The sequence below is a fragment of the Streptomyces sp. NPDC002730 genome (genome assembly GCF_042888805.1).
Classification (GTDB): domain Bacteria; phylum Actinomycetota; class Actinomycetes; order Streptomycetales; family Streptomycetaceae; genus Streptomyces.
In genome coordinates this window covers 204,068-224,129 of sequence record NZ_JBIAQG010000013.1, presented here as the reverse complement: position 1 = coordinate 224,129, position 20,062 = coordinate 204,068, and the positions used below count along the sequence as shown (strand labels likewise).

Here is a 20,062-nt window from a genome sequence, read left to right as displayed (position 1 = left end):
GGACTGTTTGGATCGATACATCGGATCCGGCCCGCCGGTGCTCGGCGTGGACAGCCACACTCGGGGGAGTGTCGCCGCCGTGGCCGGATCCGCTGATTCCCCGGTACTCCACAGACCTGGTACCACCTGGTACTCCTGCGGACGTACCGGTGGTGTCTCCGCCCGGACGATGCGGTCGCACCCCGTCCGGGCGGATGCTTCCCCCATGACCAGCGCAGACCTCAGGCACCGGCTCAGGCACCGGTTCCGGGACCGGCTCAGGCAGCAGCTCGGGGACCAGCTCGACCAGCCCCGGCACCAGCACCGGCTCGAAGAGCGCCGTCGGCCGCGCGTGGTCGAGCGCCTCTGCTACGTCACCGGCGCCGTCCTGATCGCGGCAGGCCTCTTCCACCTGGGCGTCTTCTTCGTCGACGGCGGCCCGTGGACCGGCCCGGTCTCCTGGCGCAAGCCGTTCACCTTCGGGGTCTCCTTCGGCCTGACACTGATCGCCGTCGCGTGGGTGACGTCGTATCTGCGCATCGGCGCCCGCGCCCGCTCCGTACTGCTGGGCCTATTCGCCGCCGACTGCGTGCTCGAGGTCGGCGGCATCACCCTCCAGGCATGGCGGGGCGTACCGTCGCACTTCAACCGTGAGACGCCCTTCGACAGCGCGGTCGCCACGGCGCTCGCGGTCGGCGGCGTGCTGCTGGTCGTGGTCCTCTCCACGTTCGCGATCGCCTCGTTCAGGCACCGCCCCGAGGGCCCGGCGGGTATGTCCCTCGCTCTGCGTACGGGCTTCGCCGTACTGCTCGTTGGTCTTCTCTCGGGCGCGGCGATGATCGCGTACGGCGTCGTGGTCACCCGCACCGACAGCCAGGAGGCGGCATACCATTCCACCGAGGCGCTGAAGCCCCTGCACGGAGTGGCCCTGCACGCGGTCCTGATCCTGCCGGCCCCGCGCCGGAGTGTGCTTCGGCCCCACCTGGGTCTCCACCCTCGACGAGTGCGTCCAGATCGACGGGGAGGGGGTGGTGTTCGCCGCCTCCGACGGGATGCGGCTGGTCTACCCGGTGCCGCAGCCGGGCGAGCCGGTCCTGCCGGTGAAGGGTGCGCGCTGGCCGCTGGAGTGGGACGGCAAGCCCGACGGCGTCATGACCATCACCGACCCCGCCTCCGGAGTCGTCCGCACCTTCAGCACCCCCATGCCGTCCGGCGCCTTCGGCGTCTTCCACCTCCCCCTGGACAGCTGGCACGACCGCAACGGCGCCCGCATCGACATCGAACGCACCGACCAGGGCACCCCCACCGCACTCCGCCACTCCGGCGGCTACTACCTGGCCATCGACACCCAGGGCCCGCGCATCACCGCCCTGCGCCTGCTCGACACGGCCCCGTCACGATACGAGCCGTCCCAGCGCGATGCCGCCGGTACGGTCGTGATGCGGTACGGCTACGACGCGGCCGGCAACCTCACCGAGGTCATCAACTCCAGCGGCGAGCCCCTGCGTTACACCTACGACGCGGAGGGCCGGGTCACCTCCTGGACGGACCGCAACGGCACCTCGTTCGCGTACTTCTACGATGCCCGCGGCCGCGTCGAGCGCACGGAAGGCAGCGACGGCTTCCTGTCCGGGGCCCTCGCCTACGACGACGAGTCGCGCACCACCACGTACACCGACTCACTCGGCCACCGGTCCACGCACCGCTACAACTCCGAGGGCCAGGTCATCGAGGAGACCGACCCGCTCGGCCACACCACCCGCACCGAGTGGGCAGCGCGGGGTGCCAAACCCATCTCTGTCACGGACCCGCTGGGCCGTACGACCCGCTACACGTACGATGACGCAGGCAACCTCACCGCGCTGACCCTGCCGGACGGGAACGATGCCCGGGCCGTGTACAACACGCTCGGCCAACCGATCGAGGTCATCGAGCCCGGCGGCGCCATCTGGCGACACACATACGACGAGCTCGGCAATCTGCTCACCACGACCGATCCTCTCGGCACCGAAACGCACTACTGTTACGACGAGTCGGGCCATCTGGCCACTGTCACCGACGCCCTGGGCCACACGCGCAGGGTCACGTCGGACGCGGCCGGACTGCCCATCGCCGTCACCGACGAACTCGGACACACCACGGTGGCGCGCCGCGACACCTTCGGCCGCGTCGTCGAAGTAGTCGATCCACTGGGCCAGGCCACCCGCATGGGCTGGACGACCGAAGGCAAGCCGACCTGGCGCGAGTACGCGGACGGCGCCCGGGAAACCTGGACCTGGGACGGCGAGGGCAACCTCCTCACGCACACCGACCCGGCAGGCAATCTCACCCTCCACACCGCAACGCACTTCGACGTCCCCGCCACCCGGACGGACCCGGACGGGACGACATACGCCTTTGCGTACGACACCGAACTGCGCCTGACCGAAGTCACCAACCCGCAGGGCTTGACCTGGTCATACGCGTACGACGACGCGGGCCGTCTGATCGCGGAGACCGACTTCAACGGCCGGACGCTGGCATACACGCAAGACGCGGCGGGCGGCCTGGCGTCCCGTACGAACGGCGCGGGCGAGACCATCCGATTCACGCGGGATGCGCTCGGCCGCATCACAGAGCAGCGCACCAACGAAGGTGACATCACCACGTACGCGTACGGCACGACCGGTGGATTGATCCACACGGCCAACGCGGACGCACAGGTCGCTATCGAACGTGACGCGCTCGGCCGCACGCTCACCGAAACCGTCAACGGCCGTACGACCACCTACGCGTACGACGTCCTCGGCCGCGTGAGCCGGCGAACCACCCCATCCGGGCTGTGCTCGGAATGGTCCTACGACCCGACGGGCCGCCCCACCGGGATCGGCACCGAAGCCGGCTCGTTGACCCTCGCATACGACGCCGCGGGTCGCGAGATCGAGCGCCGCCTCGGGGCCTGCGTCTCGCTCACCCAGGCCTGGGACGCGGCTCACCGCCTCACCGAGCAGACTCTTTCGGGCCGTTCGAACGAGGCGGACCGCCTCCTCCAGCACCGCATCTACGCCTACCGCGAGGACGGCTACCTCACCGAGTACCGCGAACTGACCTCGGGCACACGCTGGTTCGACCTCGACAGCATGGGCCGTGTCACGGGCGTACGGGCCCACGGCTGGACCGAGACGTACGCCTACGACGCGGCGGGCAACCTCACCCATGCCACGGCCCCTGCGCATGAGTCTTCCGGCGACCGTGAATTCGTCGGCACCCTCATCCGCCGCGCCGGCCGAACGACGTACGAACACGACGCGCAGGGCCGCCTGATCCGCAAGACCCGCAAGCTCCTCAACGGGCAGCAGCGCATCTGGACGTACACCTGGAACGCGGAAGACCGCCTGACCGAGGCGGTCACGCCCGACGGCGAGTGCTGGCGCTACGCCTACGACCCACTGGGCCGCCGAATATCCAAGCACCGCCTGGCAGACGACGGCTCGGCCGCCGACCGCACGGACTTCACCTGGGACGACACCCGCCTGGCCGAACGAAAGACGTCCGACGGCAGGGTCACCACCTGGGACTACGCCCCGGGCACCCATCGCCCACTCACCCAGACCGACCACAAGCCCCTGGTCCGCGAGCCGGGCGCGTCCCTGCTCTCCCAGCTGGCCGAGGACACGTCGGTCGACTACGGCACCCGCTTCCACGCCATCATCACGGACGCCGTAGGTACCCCGACCGAACTGGTCAGCCCCGACGGCGAATTGATTTGGCAACGCCGCACAACCCTCTGGGGCACAGCCTTCCCCGCCCCGACGGACGCGGCGTCCGTGGACTGCCCACTCCGCTTCCCGGGCCAATACGCAGACCCCGAAACCGGCCTGAACTACAACTACTTCCGCTACTACGACCCCGAAACCGCCCGCAACATCAGCCCGGACCCGCTGGGCCTGGAACCGGCAGACAACCACCACGCCTACGTCTTGAACGCCTTGGGCTGGACAGATCCGCTCGGCCTGGCGCCCAAGTGCGGGATAGACCTTTCGAATGCGACTCCCCACAGCGGGCGTTTCCCCAAGTCGGCCGATCCGGGCGAAGTCCTGGTACGCCGCAAAGAGGACGGGAGCGTGACTGCCTACGCTGTGTACGACGAGGATGGGCTTCCGCTGAAGCGGGTCGATGTGGACCCCGACTCCAAGCCGCACGGAGGGGTACCAGCACCCCACGTACTGGAAACACATAAGAACGTGAACCCCAAAACCGGCCAGGTATTTCTCACTTGGGATAAAATGCCGAGAGCAGCCAGGCCTGACGAATTGCCACAATAAGGGAAACTCGATGGACCCCATGAAGGACCCGCAGATCAAGAGATGGACAGAAAGCGCGGGTGTCGACCTCGATTACCTGGACTTCCTCTCCCAGCACGTAGGGCTGTCCGAATGGATCGCCGTGTCGCGCGTGTTCCTGCCGCAGTTCGTCGAGGTGGAGGGGTGTGTGTTGTGGGATCGTTCGTACGATCCCGACAATTTTCGGATGTGGCACAACGTATTGAAGGGGGATGTTGTCTCGATCGAAGCGACTCTGAATCAATTCAAGCTGTGGCAACACATCGATATCGACGAAGACGCCGAATCCGAGGCCAATGCCTTCGCACTGGCTCAGGAGATCGCGACATCGTGGCGTCTCTCTCTCGGGCAGGCATTTCCGCAACGGAGCTTTGACGTACAGGCGACCGATACGGTGGACGGTCCGATCGTGTCTTTCACAAGCCTGGCGTAGGAGTCGCGTCCCTCCTGCTTGCGTTACTCCCGGCCTCGCGTCCTGCCTGCGCTGCTCCGCCTCGCGCTTATGGACCAGCCGTGCTGGTGCAGGCCGGCACGGCGCGCGGTTTCAGGCGGGCTTGTATGCCAGGTCGGACCTCATAGGCGACACCGTGACGTCCCGCCCCGGCGTCCCCGGGGCGTCAAGAGGTGTCCAGAAGAACGCCGATGCCGACGACGGATCAACGCCCGCGCAGTCGTCGATGCCTCCAGCAACCTGGACCACCTCAGCCCCCTGCAGTCGGCTGGGGCCACGGCTGCTTCGAGCCGTCGCAGGACCCCGCGACTTACGCCGGTCGCCCCACGGCGGCCATCCACGATCATCCGAATGCGGTGCGCCACCCGGAAGCAGAACGGGTAGACCAGCCGCGCGACGGTCGGCGCGACAAGCACGCACCGTGGCCACACTCTGCACGCGCGCTGCGCACATGGCCACCCGAGGGTCACCCCTTGCTCACGCAGCCCATGACACGGTGTTCGGACCCGCCCGGTGGATCCAGACATGGAAAAAGCCCAGGTCACGGCGAGTGAGTCCTGGGCCTTCCGGAGCCGCCTTCGGGATTCGAACCCGAGACCTACGCACTACGAGAAGATCGGTTCTCGTCCACCCTTGTCCACTGAAGGATGATCCGTACACAGCGCAGCAGGTCACGGCACTGGATGGGGTGCAACGGACGCACACGGACCGCCCTGAATTGCGCCACCACTGAGACTAGGTCCGAGCCTGGAGCGCAGACACGACCTACGGGACGGTGCAGACGACCCAGGCCCTCGCAGAAGCGCTAAAGGTGGCGGTGTTCTTCACACCGACCGTCCAGCCCCCGCTGGTTGGGGTGGAGTCCGTGAGGAAGGTGAGCGTGCTGCTGGTCGTGCCGCCTCCCCCGGTGGGCACCCTGCCCGATGGACAGTCCACATGCGCGAAGGCGAAACCTCCAGCCGGGATGGACACGCTGGGGCCTTGGTACTGGGGGTGCGCGCTCAGCGGCGCCACGACACCGGTGTCGACGGGGAAATCGGTCTTGCGCGGATCGTCGCTGGCGTCCAGCGCGCTGGCGGAGGTCACGCCGCCGGCGAGGAGCACGACGGCGGCCATGGCGGCCACGGCGAGGGGGCGGATGGGTTTCATGCTGGCCTTCCTTACGTATTCGGGTTCCGGACAGCCCTGGTTTTCCCGAATCCCGCAAGGTGATCCGCTCGGCCACTCGTTCGGCTCAGGAAGAAACGTATGTGCGCATGCCGAAAGAGTGACCCCTCGGCGACTTTGACGAGGATCTCGTCGGCGGTGCTGAGGCCCTCCTCGGCGACGTCGTCTCCGACAACTTCCATTTCGCCGACCTCGGCGCGGTCACCCGCACCGAGAGCCAGGAGGCGGCGGCATACCACTCCACCGAGTCGCTGAAGCCCCTGCACGGAGTGGCGCGGGCGTGTGGGCGGGCATCCAGCGCCAGGTCCCGCCGCCAACTGCTCGCGGCTTCCGGGGTGTCCGCGTCGACACGCCACTTCGGCAGCACGCACGGGAAAGCTTCTCAGGCTGAGACATTGCCACGAAAAGGCAAAAGCCCCAGGTCACGGCGAGTGAGTCCTGGGGCTTTCACGGAGCCGCCTTCGGGATTCGAACCCGAGACCTACGCATTACGAGCTGTCCGGGCTGGTTCCGCCGTGGTCCAGGGACGTCCAAAAGCGGGCTCACATCGCAGGTCAAACGGCCTGCCGGACGTTCGTGGACGCGTGCAGACCCATGCCGGACTAGGCAGCAATCGAGACTAGAACTGAGACTAGCCCCAGCCATCCGACCGCTGCGAGAACAGTGGAGCATCCGGCTAGGCCAACCCTATACGGGCTCTCTGGTCTTCAGCGCCGCACCCCGGCAGGATTCGAACCTGCAACCTTCTGATCCGTAGGCGCGTTCCCCCTCACGCCAAGTCCCTTGACCTGACGCTCCGCAGCAATCATTCCCCGACGCATCGACGCGCGAGTGCTCGACTGTCCGTCGGCGTGCGTGACTGTTGATGTCAGTCGTTATGGTCGCGGGATGGCGCAGCACCGCCCTGCGGCGAGGTGAGCACCTCGGGCGACGGCGCGAATGTCGGGTTGGCGCCAGCGTTCCTAGAGTCTGACGGGTATTTCACCCCGGCATTCCCTGCTGGAGCAGATCCAGGCGTTGAACGGGCTGCTCTCCAAACTGACGAGGGTGCTGGTGGCGGTCGCGTTCGTCGCACTGGTCTTCACCGCGTCGAACGTGACGATGTTCGCCATCGATCACCACGTCTCGCCGTGGATCGCGTGGATGCTCGACCCGATGGTGGCCGTCGCGCTCGGCGCGGTCCTCATCTTCGACGGCCGCCTGTCCGAGTACCGGCTCACATCCTCCGGTTGGGCTGGCGTACTGCGCTGGTTCGCCGGCACCTGGGTGATGAACTGCTGGAGCTCGCTCTGACGCCAGGACACACCGTTCGGTTTCCCCCGCGCGATGGAACCGGTAGACGTTACGGGTCAGTCCTTACAACGTCTGGCCGAGTAGCTCCCGGCTCCGGAGTGCGTGGCGTTCGCGTTGCGATTGCCCTCTGCCCTGGGACCTTCTCCCGTTCCCCTCGCGAGACGGAGTGCGTCGGAGATGTGTCGGGTGACGACTCAACGTCCAGCAACGCTGGACCCGATCGGCCTCGGAGCCGGAGCGACGTACAGGCCGGCCCTGCGACGTTGCGCTGCTGCCGCAAGGCGAATCGACTGGACGCGATGAGTCGATATCGCGATCCGCTCCTGTGGTCTGCCTTTGACTTGCAGGCCCGTATCTATAACCTGGCAGGCGGTGCATCATCAACCGGAATCCGATTCCTCGCCCAATTCCACGAGGGTGGTTCACCCCGACAGCGTCGATATTCCCTCTACAGCACGCTGCACAGAGTGGCTGAGTACATGGGCTGGGTAGAGATCATGCGCACGCACATCCAGTTCCTGGACCTTGGGACCCATGAAGACAATCGAGTCATCATGAACCATATCTTCACCATCTCATCCGTTTTCACTTCGGGTGACTACGAAGATGAGCACCTGCGAATATTCCGCAGCGATCAACGAGCGCTCGGTGAACTAATGATTCGCCGTGAAGGTGACGCTGTCGATTGCATTGGATATGCCGAGTTCTGCGCCCGAATGGAGCAAGATGAGACGTTCCAAGCCTGGTTTGAAGAACTTTCCCAGAACCTGCAGGAACTCGCGGGCCACGATGGGCCATTGCCGCGACTCCTGGATCTGCGCGATGCCCTGCTGGCATTGATCAACCACTTGGATCCGGAGCACGAGCGCTTCCCCGCGAGATTCAAGAGCTCGCTTCCACCAGATGTCCAGGCCCGAGCCGACTCCCGCAGCGGCACCGGTGACTCGTAGGACACCTTCTTCTCCCAGCCGTTGTCCTGCGCCCTTCGGTTGCTGTGCCGAAGTTGCCCTGGGCCAGGGCCCCGGCAGAGTCGTGCGCACGCGTGCGGGGCGCGCCTGCATCGCTTCGAGCCCTGCCCGCCGGACTGCGCCACGCACAAGGGCTACAAGCGCGGTTGCCCGAAGCCGTGCACCAAGACGGGCGTCAAGCACGCGAGCATCTGCCCGGATCGCAAAGGCGGAGGTCTGACCTTCACCCGTCCCAAGACCAAGAAGAGCACGAACCCGGTGCCGATCCCGCCGGCGTTCATTCCGTACCTGCTCGCCCACAAGGCTCAGCAGGACGAACTGCGGGAGGCGGCCGGCGAACTCTGGCAGGAGCACCAGGCCGTGTTCACCCGGGCCGACGGACGCCCCATCGACCCCCGCGACGACTGGGAGGAGTTCAAAGAGCTACTGGCAGAAGCGGGCATTGCCGACCGTCGCCTCTACGACGGGAGCCGCCACACGGCGGGAACAATCCTGAACGAACACGTTCCACCGTCTACGAGTTGATGGCTTCGGGCGTTCTGAAGTTCATCAAACTGGGCCGCTGTCGCCGCATCCGGCGTGACGACCTCGAAGCGTTCGTATCGAGCCTGACTCCCGAGACTCACTGACCAGAACCCGAACCCCCTGAGGGCGGACCGGATTGCATCCGGTCCGCCCTTTCACATGGAGGAAGACCATGAGCTCGCGCAAGCCCAACATGGAGTCGTCGATCTACTTCGGGAATGACGGTCAGTGGCACGGCCGCATCACGATGGGCATCAAGAGCGACGGCAGCCCTGACCGCCGACACCGGATGGCCGCGACCGAGTCCGAAGTGAAGAAGAAGATCAGGGATCTCGCCAAGCTGCGAGACGCCAACCGCGCCCCAAAGGCTGGGCGCATCCCCACAGTCGAGCAGTGGATGCACACGTACCTGACCACCATCGCCAGTCTGAAGCTCAAGCCAAGGTCCCTCGCGGACTACTGGTCAAAGACGCGCAACGACATCGTCCCGGGCGTCGGCAAGCACCGTCTAGACCGGCTGCGCCCCGAGCACCTCGACCAGATGTACGCCGGCCTCCTCGCTGCTGGCCGCGCTCCCTCGCACGTCCCGAAGGTGCACCGCATCCTGTCGCGTGCCCTCAAGATTGCCCACCGTCGGGAACTGGTAGGGCGGAACGTTGCCACCCTCGTGGACCCACCGACAGTGGACGAGGGCGAGATTGATCCCTTCACGCAGGAGGAGGCTCGAAGGTTCCTCCAGGCTGCGGCTGACCACCCCACCGCGCTTCGATGGGCTATCGGCGTAGGCCTCGGAATCCGCCAGGGTGAAGCCCTCGGGCTGCGTTGGGAGTACGTCGACCTCACGGCAGGGACGCTCAAAACGTGGTGGCAGCTCCAGCGCCTGACATGGCAGCACGGATGCTCTGACGCTCACCTTTGTGGCGAACGGCTGCACCGATTCGAGCCCTGCCCGGATGACTGCCAGACACACAGGAAGTACAAGCGCGGATGCCCGCCCCCGTGCCCCAAAGGGTGCGTCAGGCACGCGAGCGCGTGCCCGGTGCGAAAAGGCGGCGGAATCGTCTTCACTCGGCCCAAGACCAAGAAGAGTCAGCGGGTGATTCCCATCCCTCCCCCGCTCATTCCGCACCTCGAAGCCCACCGCGCCAGGCAGGACGAGGAACGGGCCGCTGCCGACGAACTGTGGGAGGACCACGACGTGGTGTTCTCACGGACTGACGGACAACCCATCGACCCTCGGCAGGACTGGCAGGAGTTCAAAGACCTGCTCGCCGAGGCCGGCATTCGAGACCTGCGGCCGCATGACAGCCGTCACACCGCGGGCACGATCCTGAACGAGCTGGGGGTGGACATCCGAACCATCATGGAAATCCTCGGGCACTCCCAATTGAGCGTGACCCGACGGTACGTGCGCCGGATGGGGAACGCCCTCTGGCCGCAGACTGAGACTAGGACTGAGACTGCGAGCACCAAGGACGCTCACGGACGTCGCCGTAGGCGTATCCGACAAAAGCAAAAGCCCCAGGTCACGGCGAGTGAGTCCTGGGGCTTTCACAGAGCCGCCTTCGGGATTCGAACCCGAGACCTACGCATTACGAGTGCGTTGCTCTGGCCAACTGAGCTAAGGCGGCAAGCTGCGGATATACCCGTCCTCGCGAGAACACGTTCGCATCAGCAGCGGCGCCAAGTCTACAGGGTTGTTTTGGGTGCCCCGAACCAGGTCCGGGGCACCCCGCAGCCCCGCCCTCAGCGGCAGCGCTTGTTGTCCGCCGGGGCCGTGCCTTCCAGCAGGTACGTGTTGATCGCCGTGTCGATGCAGTCGCTGCCGCGCCCGTACGCCGTGTGGCCGTCGCCGTCGTACGTGAGCAGGCGCCCGGAGGAGAGCTGCCCGGCCAGCCCCTGCGCCCACTTGTAGGGCGTGGCCGGGTCCCGGGTGGTGCCGACGACCACGATCGGGGCGGCGCCCTTCGCCTCGATGCGGTGCGGCGCCCCGGTGGCGGGGGTGGGCCAGTACGCGCAGTTCAGGGAGGCCCAGGCGAAGCCCTTGCCGAAGACCGGTGAGGCTTTCTCGAACTCGGGCAGGGCCGACTGCACGTCCTTGGGGGCGGTGAAGGCGGGCGGCAGGTCCAGGCAGTTCACGGCCGCATTGGCGTACATCAGGTTCTCGTACGTGCCGTCGCCCTCGCGCTCGTAGTAGCTGTCGGCCAGCGAGAGCAGCGGCGCGCCGTCACCGTTCATGGCTTGGGCCAGGGCCTTGCGGAGCTGTGGCCAGGCGGCTTCGTCGTACATCGCGGCGATCACTGCGGTGGTGGCCAGGGACTCGCCGAGTTCGCGGCTCTCGCCGGTGGGGACGGGCTTGGCGTCGAGCGCGGCGAAGAAGGCCTTGAGGCGGTTGGAGGCGTCGGCGGCCGACTCCGTGCCGAGCGGGCAGTCCTTCTCCTTGACGCAGTCGGCGGCGAAGGACTGGAACGCGGTTTCGAAGCCCGCGGTCTGGTCACGGTTCATCTGCTGGGACGCCAGCGACGGGTCCATCGCGCCGTCGAGGACGAGGCGGCCGACGCGGTCGGGGAAGAGCTCGGCGTACGTCGCGCCGAGGAAGGTGCCGTACGAAGCTCCGACGTACGTCAGCTTCTCGTCGCCCAGCACGGCGCGCAGGATGTCCATGTCACGGGCCGCCTCGACGGTGGAGACATGGGGCAGGATCGTGCCGGAACGCTTCTCGCAGCCCACCGCGAAGCCCTTGAGGGACGTGGCGAGACGGGTCGTCTCGGCTGCGTCGTCGGGGGTCTGGTCGACCTGGGTGTACGCGTCCATCTCCTTGCCGCTGAGGCATTCGACGGGCTCGCTGCGGGCGACGCCGCGCGGGTCGACGGACACCATGTCGTAGCGGGCACGGACGGGCTCGGGGTAGCCGATGCCCGCGTACCCCTGGAGATAGCTGACGCCCGAGCCTCCGGGGCCACCCGGATTGACGACCAGGGAGCCGAGGCGCTTGCCGGGGCCGGTGGCCTTCTTGCGGGCGACGGCCAGCTTGACCGAATCGCCGTCGGGCTTGGCGTAGTCGAGCGGAGCCTTCATCGTGGCGCAGTCGAAACCGGGGACGCCGCAGGGACGCCACTTCAGCTGCTGTGCGTAGTACGGCTTGAGGGCGGCGGTCGGGGCGGCTCCTCCGCCACCGCCGGAGGAGGCGGACTCGGAGGCGCTGGGTGACGAACTCCCGCCGGTGCAGCCGGAGATGAGCAGGCCGGCTGTGGCCAGCACGAGTGCGGAGGTACGGAGCAGGCGCCTGGTGTCCATCCATGGAGCGTAATCGCAGGTTGACCGCTGCCGCCTTTCCGCGCTCTTACGGGTGAGCCGGTCAACCGATCGGCGGCAGGCCGGACGGCCTGGCGGTGCAAATTCGATGGCCAGGAGATAGCCAGGAGGCAGGCCGGACGTCAGCCGGCGCGGAGAGCGACCGCCATCGCCTCCACGGCCAGCAGCGGCGCGACATTGCGGTCCAGCGCCTGGCGGCAGGCGACCACCGCCTCTATCCGGCGCAGGGTGCCCTCCGGGGTCGAACCATGGGCGATCCGGTCGAGGGAGTCCCGGACGTCGTGATTGGCGAGCGCGACCTCCGAGCCCATCTGGAGGGCCAGCACATCGCGGTAGAAGCCCGTCAGATCGGTGAGCGCCAGGTCGAGGCTGTCGCGCTGGCTACGGGTCTTGCGGCGCTTCTGCTTGTCCTCGAGCTCCTTCATCGCCCCTGCCGTGCCCCGCGGCATCCGGCCGCCGGCGGACGCGCCGAGGGCCGCCTTGAGGTCTTCGGTCTCCTTGACGTCGATCTCCTCGGCAACCTGCTTGGCGTCCTCGGCCGCGGCGTCGACCAGCTCCTGGGCGGCCTTGAGGCAGCCGCCGATGTCCTCCACGCGCAGCGGCAGCTTGAGCACCGTGGCCCGGCGGGCACGGGCACGCTCGTCAGTGGCCAGCCGGCGGGCACGGCCGATGTGGCCCTGGGTGGCACGGGCGGCGTTGACGGCGACCTCGGGTTCGATGCCGTCCCGCCGGATCAGGACGTCGGCGACTGCGGCGACCGGCGGCGTACGGAGGGTGAGGTGGCGGCAGCGGGAGCGGATGGTGGGGAGTACGTCCTCGAGGGAGGGCGCGCAGAGCAGCCATACGGTGCGGGAGGCGGGCTCCTCGACGGCCTTCAGCAGGACATTGCCCGCGCCTTCGGTGAGCCGGTCGGCATCTTCCAGGATGATCACCTGCCAGCGGCCGCCGGCCGGGGAAAGCTGGGCGCGGCGGACGAGCTCGCGGGTCTCCTTGACGCCGATGGAGAGCAGGTCCGTACGGATCACCTCGACGTCGGCGTGCGTACCGACGAGGGTGGTGTGACAGCCGTCGCAGAATCCGCAGCCGGGCTCACCGCCGAGGGCGCGGTCGGGGCTGGTGCACTGCAGCGCGGCGGCGAAGGCCCGGGCGGCGGTGGACCGTCCGGAGCCGGGCGGGCCGGTGAACAGCCAGGCGTGCGTCATCTTGGACGCGTCGGGGGCGGGGGCGCCGTGGGCCTGGGCGGTGACGCGGGTGTCGGCGTCCCGGGCGGCGGCGGAGAGCTGCGCCTGGACGCGCTCCTGGCCGACCACGTCGTCCCATACGGTCATGGGCCGTCACCGCCTTTCGTGCTGGGGGTTCCATTGTGGGGCAGGGGTCTGACAGCACGGACGCGGTGGCAGGGACTCGCCACCCCGAACCGGCACCAGGACAAACCCCTGCACCGCAAACGGGCGCCGAAGCGCCGAACCGTCAGCGCCCGCCCCGCCGCCCGTTCTCGTCCTCGTCGTGCGGGCCGAGCAGTTCGTCCGCCAGCGTCGGGAGGTCGTCCAAGGGGGTCTCCTCCGCCCAGTCCGAGCGGCGGCGGGGACGGCCCGAGTCCGGGTCGACCTGCGGGAGCTCGCGGGTGCGCTCGTTCGTACCCTCACTCCCGGCCTCGTCGCGGAAGATGCCCGGCGGGACCCGGTCAGCCGGATCCGTATCCCGTACCGGCTCGCGTACCGGTTTGCGTGCGGACTCCCGTACCGGCGGAAGCACCGTCGTCTCGTCCACGTCCCCCGACACCGGCGGAAGCACCGTCGTCTCGTCCACGTCCGCCGGCACCTTCGGAAGCACCGTCGTCTCGGCCACATCCTGAACCGCAGGCACCTCCTGCGTCACCTCTTCCGGCGTGACCACCGGCGTCGGCACGGTCACCTCATGAGCCGAGGTCGGAGCTGCAGTCGAGGCCGCGGCTGAGGCCGACGCCGCAGAAGCGGCAGCCGCCGCCTCCGCCACCCGCCGCGCCTCCTCCGCCCGCAGCAGCGCCTCCTCCGCCTTGCGCTGCTTCTCCAGGCGTCGCTCCTCCGCCTCCGCCCGGAGCCGCGCCTCCTCCTCGGCCTGCTTGCGGAGCCGTTCCTGCTCCGCCGCGGCCGCCCTCTCCTCGGCGAGCCGCCGCGCCCGCTCCTCGTCCGCCCGCCGCCGCGCGTCCTCGGCCCGCAGCCGGGCCTCCTCCGCCTGCCGCTCGGCCTCGCGCTGCCGCGCCTCCTCCAGCTCGCGGCGCTTGCGCTCCTCCTCCTCGGCGCGGAGCTTGGCCAGCTGTTCCTGCCGCTCGCGCTCGACCCGCTCCTCCTCCGCCCTGCGCGCGGCTTCCGCCTCCGCGCGCCGACGGGCTTCCTCCTCGGCCGCCTTCCGCGCCTCCTCCTGCGCCTTCACCTCGGCATCGGAGAGCGGAAGCAGCTGGTCGAGCCGGTGCCGTACGACGGTGGTGACCGACCCCGGGTCCTGGCCCGCGTCCACGACCAGATACCGGCCCGGATCCGCCGCGGCCAGCGTGAGGAAACCGGAACGCACCCGCTGGTGGAACTCCGCCGGCTCCGACTCCAGCCGGTCCGGCGCCTCCGTGAAGCGTTCGCGCGCGGCCTCCGGCGACACGTCGAGCAGCACCGTGAGATGCGGTACGAGTCCGTCCGTCGCCCACCGCGAGATACGGGCGATCTCGGTCGGCGACAGATCGCGCCCGGCACCCTGATAGGCAACCGAGGAGTCGATGTAGCGGTCGGAGATGACGATCGCGCCGCGCTCCAGTGCGGGCCGTACGACCGAATCGACGTGCTCGGCCCGGTCCGCGGCGTACAACAGCGCCTCCGCCCGGTTCGAGAGACCGTCCGACGACACATCCAGCAGGATCGAACGCAGCCGCTTGCCGATCGGCGTCGCACCCGGCTCACGCGTCACCACAACCTCGTGGCCCTTCGCCCGGATCCACTCCGCGAGCGCCTCGACCTGCGTGGACTTCCCGGCCCCGTCGCCGCCCTCGATGGCGATGAAGAAACCGTTCGTCGCCGGCGCCTGCGCCGGATCGGCCCCGCGGCGCAGCGCGTCACCAAGATCGCGGCGCAGCGGTACGCCCGAACGGTCGTCCGTCTTGGCGAGGACGATGGCCGCGACGGGCAGCAGCAGCGCGCCGACCAACATCAGCGTGAACGCCGCGCCACCGTGCGCGAAGACGAAGTCGCCGCTCGCGAGCCGGTGCGGCCCGATCGCGGCAGCGAGCAGCGGGGCTGCGATCGCGCCGAGGGCGATCGCGACCCGTACGACCGCCTGCAGGTGCTCGGTGATCCGGGCCCGCCGGAACTCCTCGGCCTCCTGGTCGATGAGCGCGTGCCCGGTGCTCGCGGCGACACCGGCCGCGAGTCCGGCGAGCAGCGCGATGAAAAGCACGGTCGCCGTGTCCGGCACCAACCCCATGGCAAGCAGTGCGACACCGGTGACCGCGAGCGCGAGGGCGAGCAGCCGGCGGCGGGAGAGCGTGGGCAGTACGGCGCCGGCACCGCGGATACCGAGCCCGGCTCCGCCGGTCAGCGCGAGCACCAGCAGCGCGAAGGCCACGGGCCCGCCGCCGAGGTCGAAGGCGTGCAGTACGGAGACGGCAACGGCGGACGAGATCGCGCCCGCGACCGCCGCGCAGCCGACTACGAACAGCGGTATGGCGCCCGTACGCCCCCTGTCCAGGCCATTGCCGGTGGACGGACGGCGCAGGCCCTCCAGCGGCGAGCGCGGCCTCGGGGTCAGCGAGCCGGGCAGCTCCAGGAAGTACAGCGTCGATACGGATGCGGCGAAGAGACCAGCCGCGAGGTACGAACCGAGGGCCGCCTGGTGCAGCGAGAACCACGCGATGCCCGAGCCGAGCAGATTGCCGATCAGCGTGCCGAGGAGCAGCACCGCGGCTCCGGCGGGGATGGCGGCGAAGCTCGTACGCAGCCAGAGCCTGCGCAGTGCGTCGAGGTGGTCCGGCAGCGGACGGACCGCCGCGCCTTCCAGCGGCGGGGCCGGCAGCAGTGCGGGTGCGGCGCCGTCGCGGGCGACCGTCCAGAAGCGCTCGGCGACGCCGGTGACGAAGACGGTGATCAGCAGGAGCGCCGGCGCGTTGCCGGGGGTCCAGTCGATCCACAGCGGCGCCACGATCAGCAGCGCAAGACGCAGCACATCCGCGCCGATCATCGTCCAGCGGCGGTCCAGCGGGCCGTTCGGCGAGGTGAGCGTCGTCAGCGGGCCGAGTAGCACGGCGCCGAAGAGCAGCGTGGCCAGGACACGGGTGCCGAGCACCGTGGCGACGGCGAAGGCCGCCCCGCGGTAGCCGGCCCCGAACGCGCCCTCCAGTACCGCCGCTTGCAGTGTCAGCAGCAGAAGCACAAGAACGGCGACGGCATCCCCGACACCTCCGACGACCTGGGCGCTCCACAGCCGCCTGAGCGGCGGGAAGCGCAGCAGGGCCCGCACCGCGCGCTCGCGTGAGTCCGCGGCAAGCGCTTCGGATGCGTCGGAGTCTGAGGCAGTCTCTGAGGCGGTGCTCACGACCGCCTGCTGCTCGGCTGGCTGCTCGGCTCGCGTCATCCGCCCAGCCTATCCGGAGCGCGCCGCTCCCCGGAGACCTGACCGAACATACGGGCGCTTTGTGCGGAGGGTGGGAAAACTCCCCGAACACACTCTTCGCACAAAGCGCCGGTGATGATCTCGCTACTCGTCCGTCGACGCCTTCGCCGACGCGGCCGTCTTCTTCGCCGCGGCCGCCGTCGTCTTGGCCGCGGCCGTCGTCTTCTTGGCTGCCGTCTTCTTGGCCGTCGTCTTCTTGGCTGCCGTCTTCTTGGCCGCGGTCTTCTTCGCCGGTGCCTTCTTGGCCGCAGCCTTCTTCGCCGTCTTCTTGGCGGGGCCCTTGGCGCGCTTCTCGGCGAGCAGCTCGTAGCCGCGCTCCGGCGTGATGTCCTCGACGCTGTCGCCCGTGCGGAGGGTCGCGTTCGTCTCGCCGTCCGTGACGTACGGGCCGAAGCGGCCGTCCTTGACGACCACCGGACGCTCGCTGACCGGGTCCGTGCCCAGCTCCTTCAGCGGCGGCTTGGCAGCTGCCCGGCCCCGCTGCTTCGGCTGCGCGTAGATCGCCAGGGCCTCGTCGAGCGTGATGCTGAAGAGCTGGTCCTCGGTCTCGAGCGAACGCGAGTCCGTGCCCTTCTTCAAATACGGGCCGTACCGGCCGTTCTGCGCGGTGATCTCGACGCCTTCCGCGTCGACGCCGACCACCCGCGGCAGCGACATCAGCTTCAGCGCGTCCTCGAGCGTGACCGTGTCGAGCGACATCGACTTGAAGAGCGAGGCGGTACGCGGCTTGACCGCGTTCTTGCCGGTCTTCGGCGTGCCCTCGGGCAGCACCTCCGTGACGTACGGGCCGTAACGACCGTCCCGCGCGATGATCTGGTGCCCGGTGGCCGGGTCGGCGCCCAGCTCGAAGTCACCGCTCGGCTTGGCCAGCAGCTCCTCCGCGTACTCCACGGTCAGCTCGTCCGGCGCGAGGTCCTCGGGAACGTCGGCGCGCTGGTGGCCCTCCGCGTCCTTCTCACCGCGCTCGATGTACGGGCCGTAGCGGCCGACGCGCAGCACGATCCCCTCGCCGACCGGGAAGCTGGAGATCTCCCGGGCGTCGATCGCGCCGAGGTCGGTCACCAGCTCCTTCAGACCGCCGAGGTGGTCGCCGTCGCCGTTGCCCGCCGCGGAGGCCACACCGGCGTCCGCGTCGCCCTCGCCGAAGTAGAACCGCTTCAGCCACGGCACGGCCTGCGCCTCGCCCCGCGCGATGCGGTCGAGGTCGTCCTCCATGCGTGCGGTGAAGTCGTAGTCGACCAGCCGGCCGAAGTGCTTCTCGAGCAGGTTGACCACGGCGAAGCTCAAGAACGACGGCACGAGCGCCGTCCCCTTCTTGAACACATACCCGCGATCGAGGATGGTGCCGATGATCGAGGCATACGTCGACGGGCGGCCGATCTCGCGCTCTTCCAGCTCCTTGACCAGCGAGGCCTCGGTGTAGCGGGCCGGCGGCTTGGTCGCGTGGCCGTCGACCGAGATCTCCTCGGAGGAGAGCGCGTCGCCCTCGGCGACCTGCGGCAGACGCCGCTCACGGTCGTCGAGCTCGGCGTTCGGGTCGTCGGCCCCCTCCACGTACGCCTTCATGAAGCCGTGGAAGGTGATCGTCTTGCCGGACGCGGTGAACTCAGCGTCCCGGCCGTCGCTCGCCCGGCCGCCGATCCTGACGGTGACGCTGTTGCCGACCGCGTCCTTCATCTGGGAGGCGACGGTCCGCTTCCAGATCAGCTCGTAGAGCCGGAACTGGTCGCCACTCAGACCCGTCTCGGCCGGAGTGCGGAAACGATCACCCGAAGGACGAATCGCCTCGTGCGCCTCCTGCGCGTTCTTGACCTTGCCGGCGTAGACGCGCGGCTTCTCCGGCAGATAGTTGGCGCCGTACAGCTGCGTGACCTGCGCCCGCGCCGCCGAGACGGCGGTGTCGGAGAGCGTGGTGGAGTCCGTACGCATATAGGTGATGAAGCCGTTCTCGTACAGCTTCTGCGCGACCTGCATGGTGGCCTTGGCCCCGAAGCCCAGCTTGCGGGAGGCCTCCTGCTGCAGCGTCGTCGTACGGAATGGTGCGTACGGAGAACGGCGGTACGGCTTCGACTCGACCGCGCGGACGGCGAACGAGGCGTCCTGGAGCGCAGCGGCGAGCGCGCGAGCGTTCGCCTCGTCCAGGTGGAGAACCTGGTCGGACTTGAGCTGCCCGTCCGAGCCGAAGTCACGACCCTGGGCGACGCGCCGTCCGTCGACAGTGTTCAGGCGGGCCGTGAGGGTCGAGGGGTCGGAGGCGTCCCCGGCGCGGCCGGTGGAGAAGGTGCCGGTCAGGTCCCAGTACTCGGCGGAGCGGAAGGCGATGCGCTCGCGCTCACGCTCGACGACGAGACGGGTGGCGACGGACTGCACACGACCGGCGGACAGCCGCGGCATGACCTTCTTCCACAGGACCGGCGAGACCTCGTAGCCGTAGAGACGGTCGAGGATACGGCGGGTTTCCTGGGCGTCGACCATGCGCGTGTTGAGCTCGCGCGGGTTCTCGACGGCCTCGCGGATCGCGTCCTTGGTGATCTCGTGGAAGACCATCCGGTGGACGGGGACCTTGGGCTTGAGGACCTCGAGCAGGTGCCAGGCAATCGCCTCGCCCTCGCGGTCCTCATCGGTGGCGAGGAAGAGTTCGTCGGACTGGGCGAGCTGTTCCTTGAGCTTCCTGACCTGGGCCTTCTTGTCGGCGTTGACGACGTAGATCGGCTGGAAGTCATTGTCGACGTCGACACCGAGGCGGCGGACCTCGCCGGTGTACTTCTCCGGCACCTCGGCGGCGCCGTTCGGGAGGTCGCGGATGTGCCCGACGCTCGCCTCGACGACGTATCCAGGGCCGAGATAGCCCTTGATCGTCTTAGCCTTGGCAGGAGACTCGACGATCACGAGTCGGCGGCCGCCCTTTGCGGTCTCGCTGGTCGGGGACAACTTCGCTCTTCTCTCCGGTCGACGCTCGATGGGCACAAACGGCAGTAGAACCGCGTGGTCACGGTTCTGCCGCTGCTGTCGCTGCGGAGTGTGACGGTACAACCCGCCCTCGTGTCAAACGGCAAAAGCCCGCAACGGCCACTCGAACGGTAACCCGACTCCGGCCATTCCTGCCGCCCGGACCGGCAGGTCGGCGGCTCCGGCCCCAGATCAGACGCGGCCGAAGCACCACACCCCGAGGGCCAGGGACGCCGCGCCGAAGAGTGTCGAGAGGGCGACGGCCGTGGCGGGGCTCACTCCGTGCGCGACGGGGGCACGGTGCAGCACGCGTGCTCCTGTCCACAGCAGCAGCCCGGCCCCGAACAGCGCGAACGCCGTCCCGGCGAAGATCGCTGGCCCGCTCTCCATACCCGTACCCCGTTCTTCCCCGATGTCCGGACTTCCCGGCGGCCCGAGGCTGACAGCTCGGGGCGTCAGGG

Annotated in this window: 11 protein-coding genes, 1 tRNA gene and 4 pseudogenes; 8 read left to right on the top strand and 8 right to left on the bottom strand. The window is 68.6% G+C overall.

The annotated features are described in order from the left end of the window. Window positions 1-348: 348 nt before the first annotated feature. A complete protein-coding gene (locus tag ACFYXH_RS30930; protein WP_389569779.1) occupies window positions 349-876 on the bottom strand; it encodes a hypothetical protein in 528 nt (175 codons plus the stop codon). Window positions 877-935: 59 nt separating this feature from the next. Between ACFYXH_RS30930 and ACFYXH_RS30925 the strand changes: the two are divergent. The 3 genes and pseudogenes from ACFYXH_RS30925 to ACFYXH_RS30915 all read left to right on the top strand — a co-directional run. Further along, a pseudogene (locus ACFYXH_RS30925) lies at window positions 936-3,974 on the top strand (RHS repeat-associated core domain-containing protein); the annotation flags it as partial. Further along, the gene (locus tag ACFYXH_RS30920) at window positions 3,948-4,283 is read left to right on the top strand and encodes a polymorphic toxin type 24 domain-containing protein (protein WP_389570042.1); all 336 of its coding nucleotides are present in this window, start codon (window positions 3,948-3,950) and stop codon (window positions 4,281-4,283) included. The pseudogene ACFYXH_RS30925 and the gene ACFYXH_RS30920, both read left to right, overlap by 27 nt. A gap of 10 nt (window positions 4,284-4,293) precedes the next feature. Continuing rightward, a complete protein-coding gene (locus ACFYXH_RS30915; protein ID WP_385301883.1) occupies window positions 4,294-4,734 on the top strand; it encodes a hypothetical protein in 441 nt (146 codons plus the stop codon). 783 nt (window positions 4,735-5,517) lie between these two features. Here ACFYXH_RS30915 and ACFYXH_RS30910 read toward each other — a convergent pair. Then, a complete protein-coding gene (locus tag ACFYXH_RS30910) occupies window positions 5,518-5,901 on the bottom strand; it encodes a hypothetical protein (protein WP_389569775.1) in 384 nt (127 codons plus the stop codon). Between the two features lie 1,035 nt (window positions 5,902-6,936). On the opposite strand from ACFYXH_RS30910, the gene ACFYXH_RS30905 reads away from it, so the two are divergent. From ACFYXH_RS30905 to ACFYXH_RS30885, 5 genes and pseudogenes are all read left to right on the top strand, one after another. Beyond that, window positions 6,937-7,212 (top strand): hypothetical protein, encoded by a 276-nt coding sequence (locus ACFYXH_RS30905; RefSeq protein WP_389569773.1) that lies wholly within the window; start codon window positions 6,937-6,939, stop codon window positions 7,210-7,212. A 467-nt stretch (window positions 7,213-7,679) separates the two neighbouring features. Next, complete coding sequence (locus ACFYXH_RS30900; RefSeq protein WP_389569770.1) at window positions 7,680-8,162, top strand: hypothetical protein; 483 nt, start codon at window positions 7,680-7,682, stop codon at window positions 8,160-8,162. A gap of 87 nt (window positions 8,163-8,249) precedes the next feature. Beyond that, a pseudogene (locus ACFYXH_RS30895) lies at window positions 8,250-8,681 on the top strand (integrase); the annotation flags it as partial. A gap of 2 nt (window positions 8,682-8,683) precedes the next feature. After that, a pseudogene (locus ACFYXH_RS30890) lies at window positions 8,684-8,809 on the top strand (helix-turn-helix domain-containing protein); the annotation flags it as partial. A gap of 68 nt (window positions 8,810-8,877) precedes the next feature. Beyond that, window positions 8,878-10,212 (top strand): annotated as a pseudogene (locus ACFYXH_RS30885) (tyrosine-type recombinase/integrase); the annotation flags it as partial. Window positions 10,213-10,262: 50 nt separating this feature from the next. Here ACFYXH_RS30885 and ACFYXH_RS30880 read toward each other — a convergent pair. From ACFYXH_RS30880 to ACFYXH_RS30855, 6 genes are all read right to left on the bottom strand, one after another. Next, window positions 10,263-10,336: transfer RNA gene (locus tag ACFYXH_RS30880), tRNA-Thr, on the bottom strand. A 115-nt stretch (window positions 10,337-10,451) separates the two neighbouring features. Beyond that, the gene (locus ACFYXH_RS30875) at window positions 10,452-12,002 is read right to left on the bottom strand and encodes an alpha/beta hydrolase (RefSeq protein WP_389569768.1); all 1,551 of its coding nucleotides are present in this window, start codon (window positions 12,000-12,002) and stop codon (window positions 10,452-10,454) included. 140 nt (window positions 12,003-12,142) lie between these two features. After that, a complete protein-coding gene (locus tag ACFYXH_RS30870) occupies window positions 12,143-13,348 on the bottom strand; it encodes a DNA polymerase III subunit delta' (protein ID WP_389569766.1) in 1,206 nt (401 codons plus the stop codon). Window positions 13,349-13,490: 142 nt separating this feature from the next. After that, the gene (gene tmk, locus ACFYXH_RS30865) at window positions 13,491-16,613 is read right to left on the bottom strand and encodes a dTMP kinase (RefSeq protein ID WP_389569763.1); all 3,123 of its coding nucleotides are present in this window, start codon (window positions 16,611-16,613) and stop codon (window positions 13,491-13,493) included. 123 nt (window positions 16,614-16,736) lie between these two features. Continuing rightward, on the bottom strand, window positions 16,737-19,583 hold the full coding sequence (topA, locus tag ACFYXH_RS30860) for a type I DNA topoisomerase (protein ID WP_389569760.1): 2,847 nt from the start codon (window positions 19,581-19,583) through the stop codon (window positions 16,737-16,739). 210 nt (window positions 19,584-19,793) lie between these two features. After that, a complete protein-coding gene (locus ACFYXH_RS30855; RefSeq protein WP_327325194.1) occupies window positions 19,794-19,991 on the bottom strand; it encodes a hypothetical protein in 198 nt (65 codons plus the stop codon). Between the last annotated feature and the right edge of the window lie 71 nt (window positions 19,992-20,062).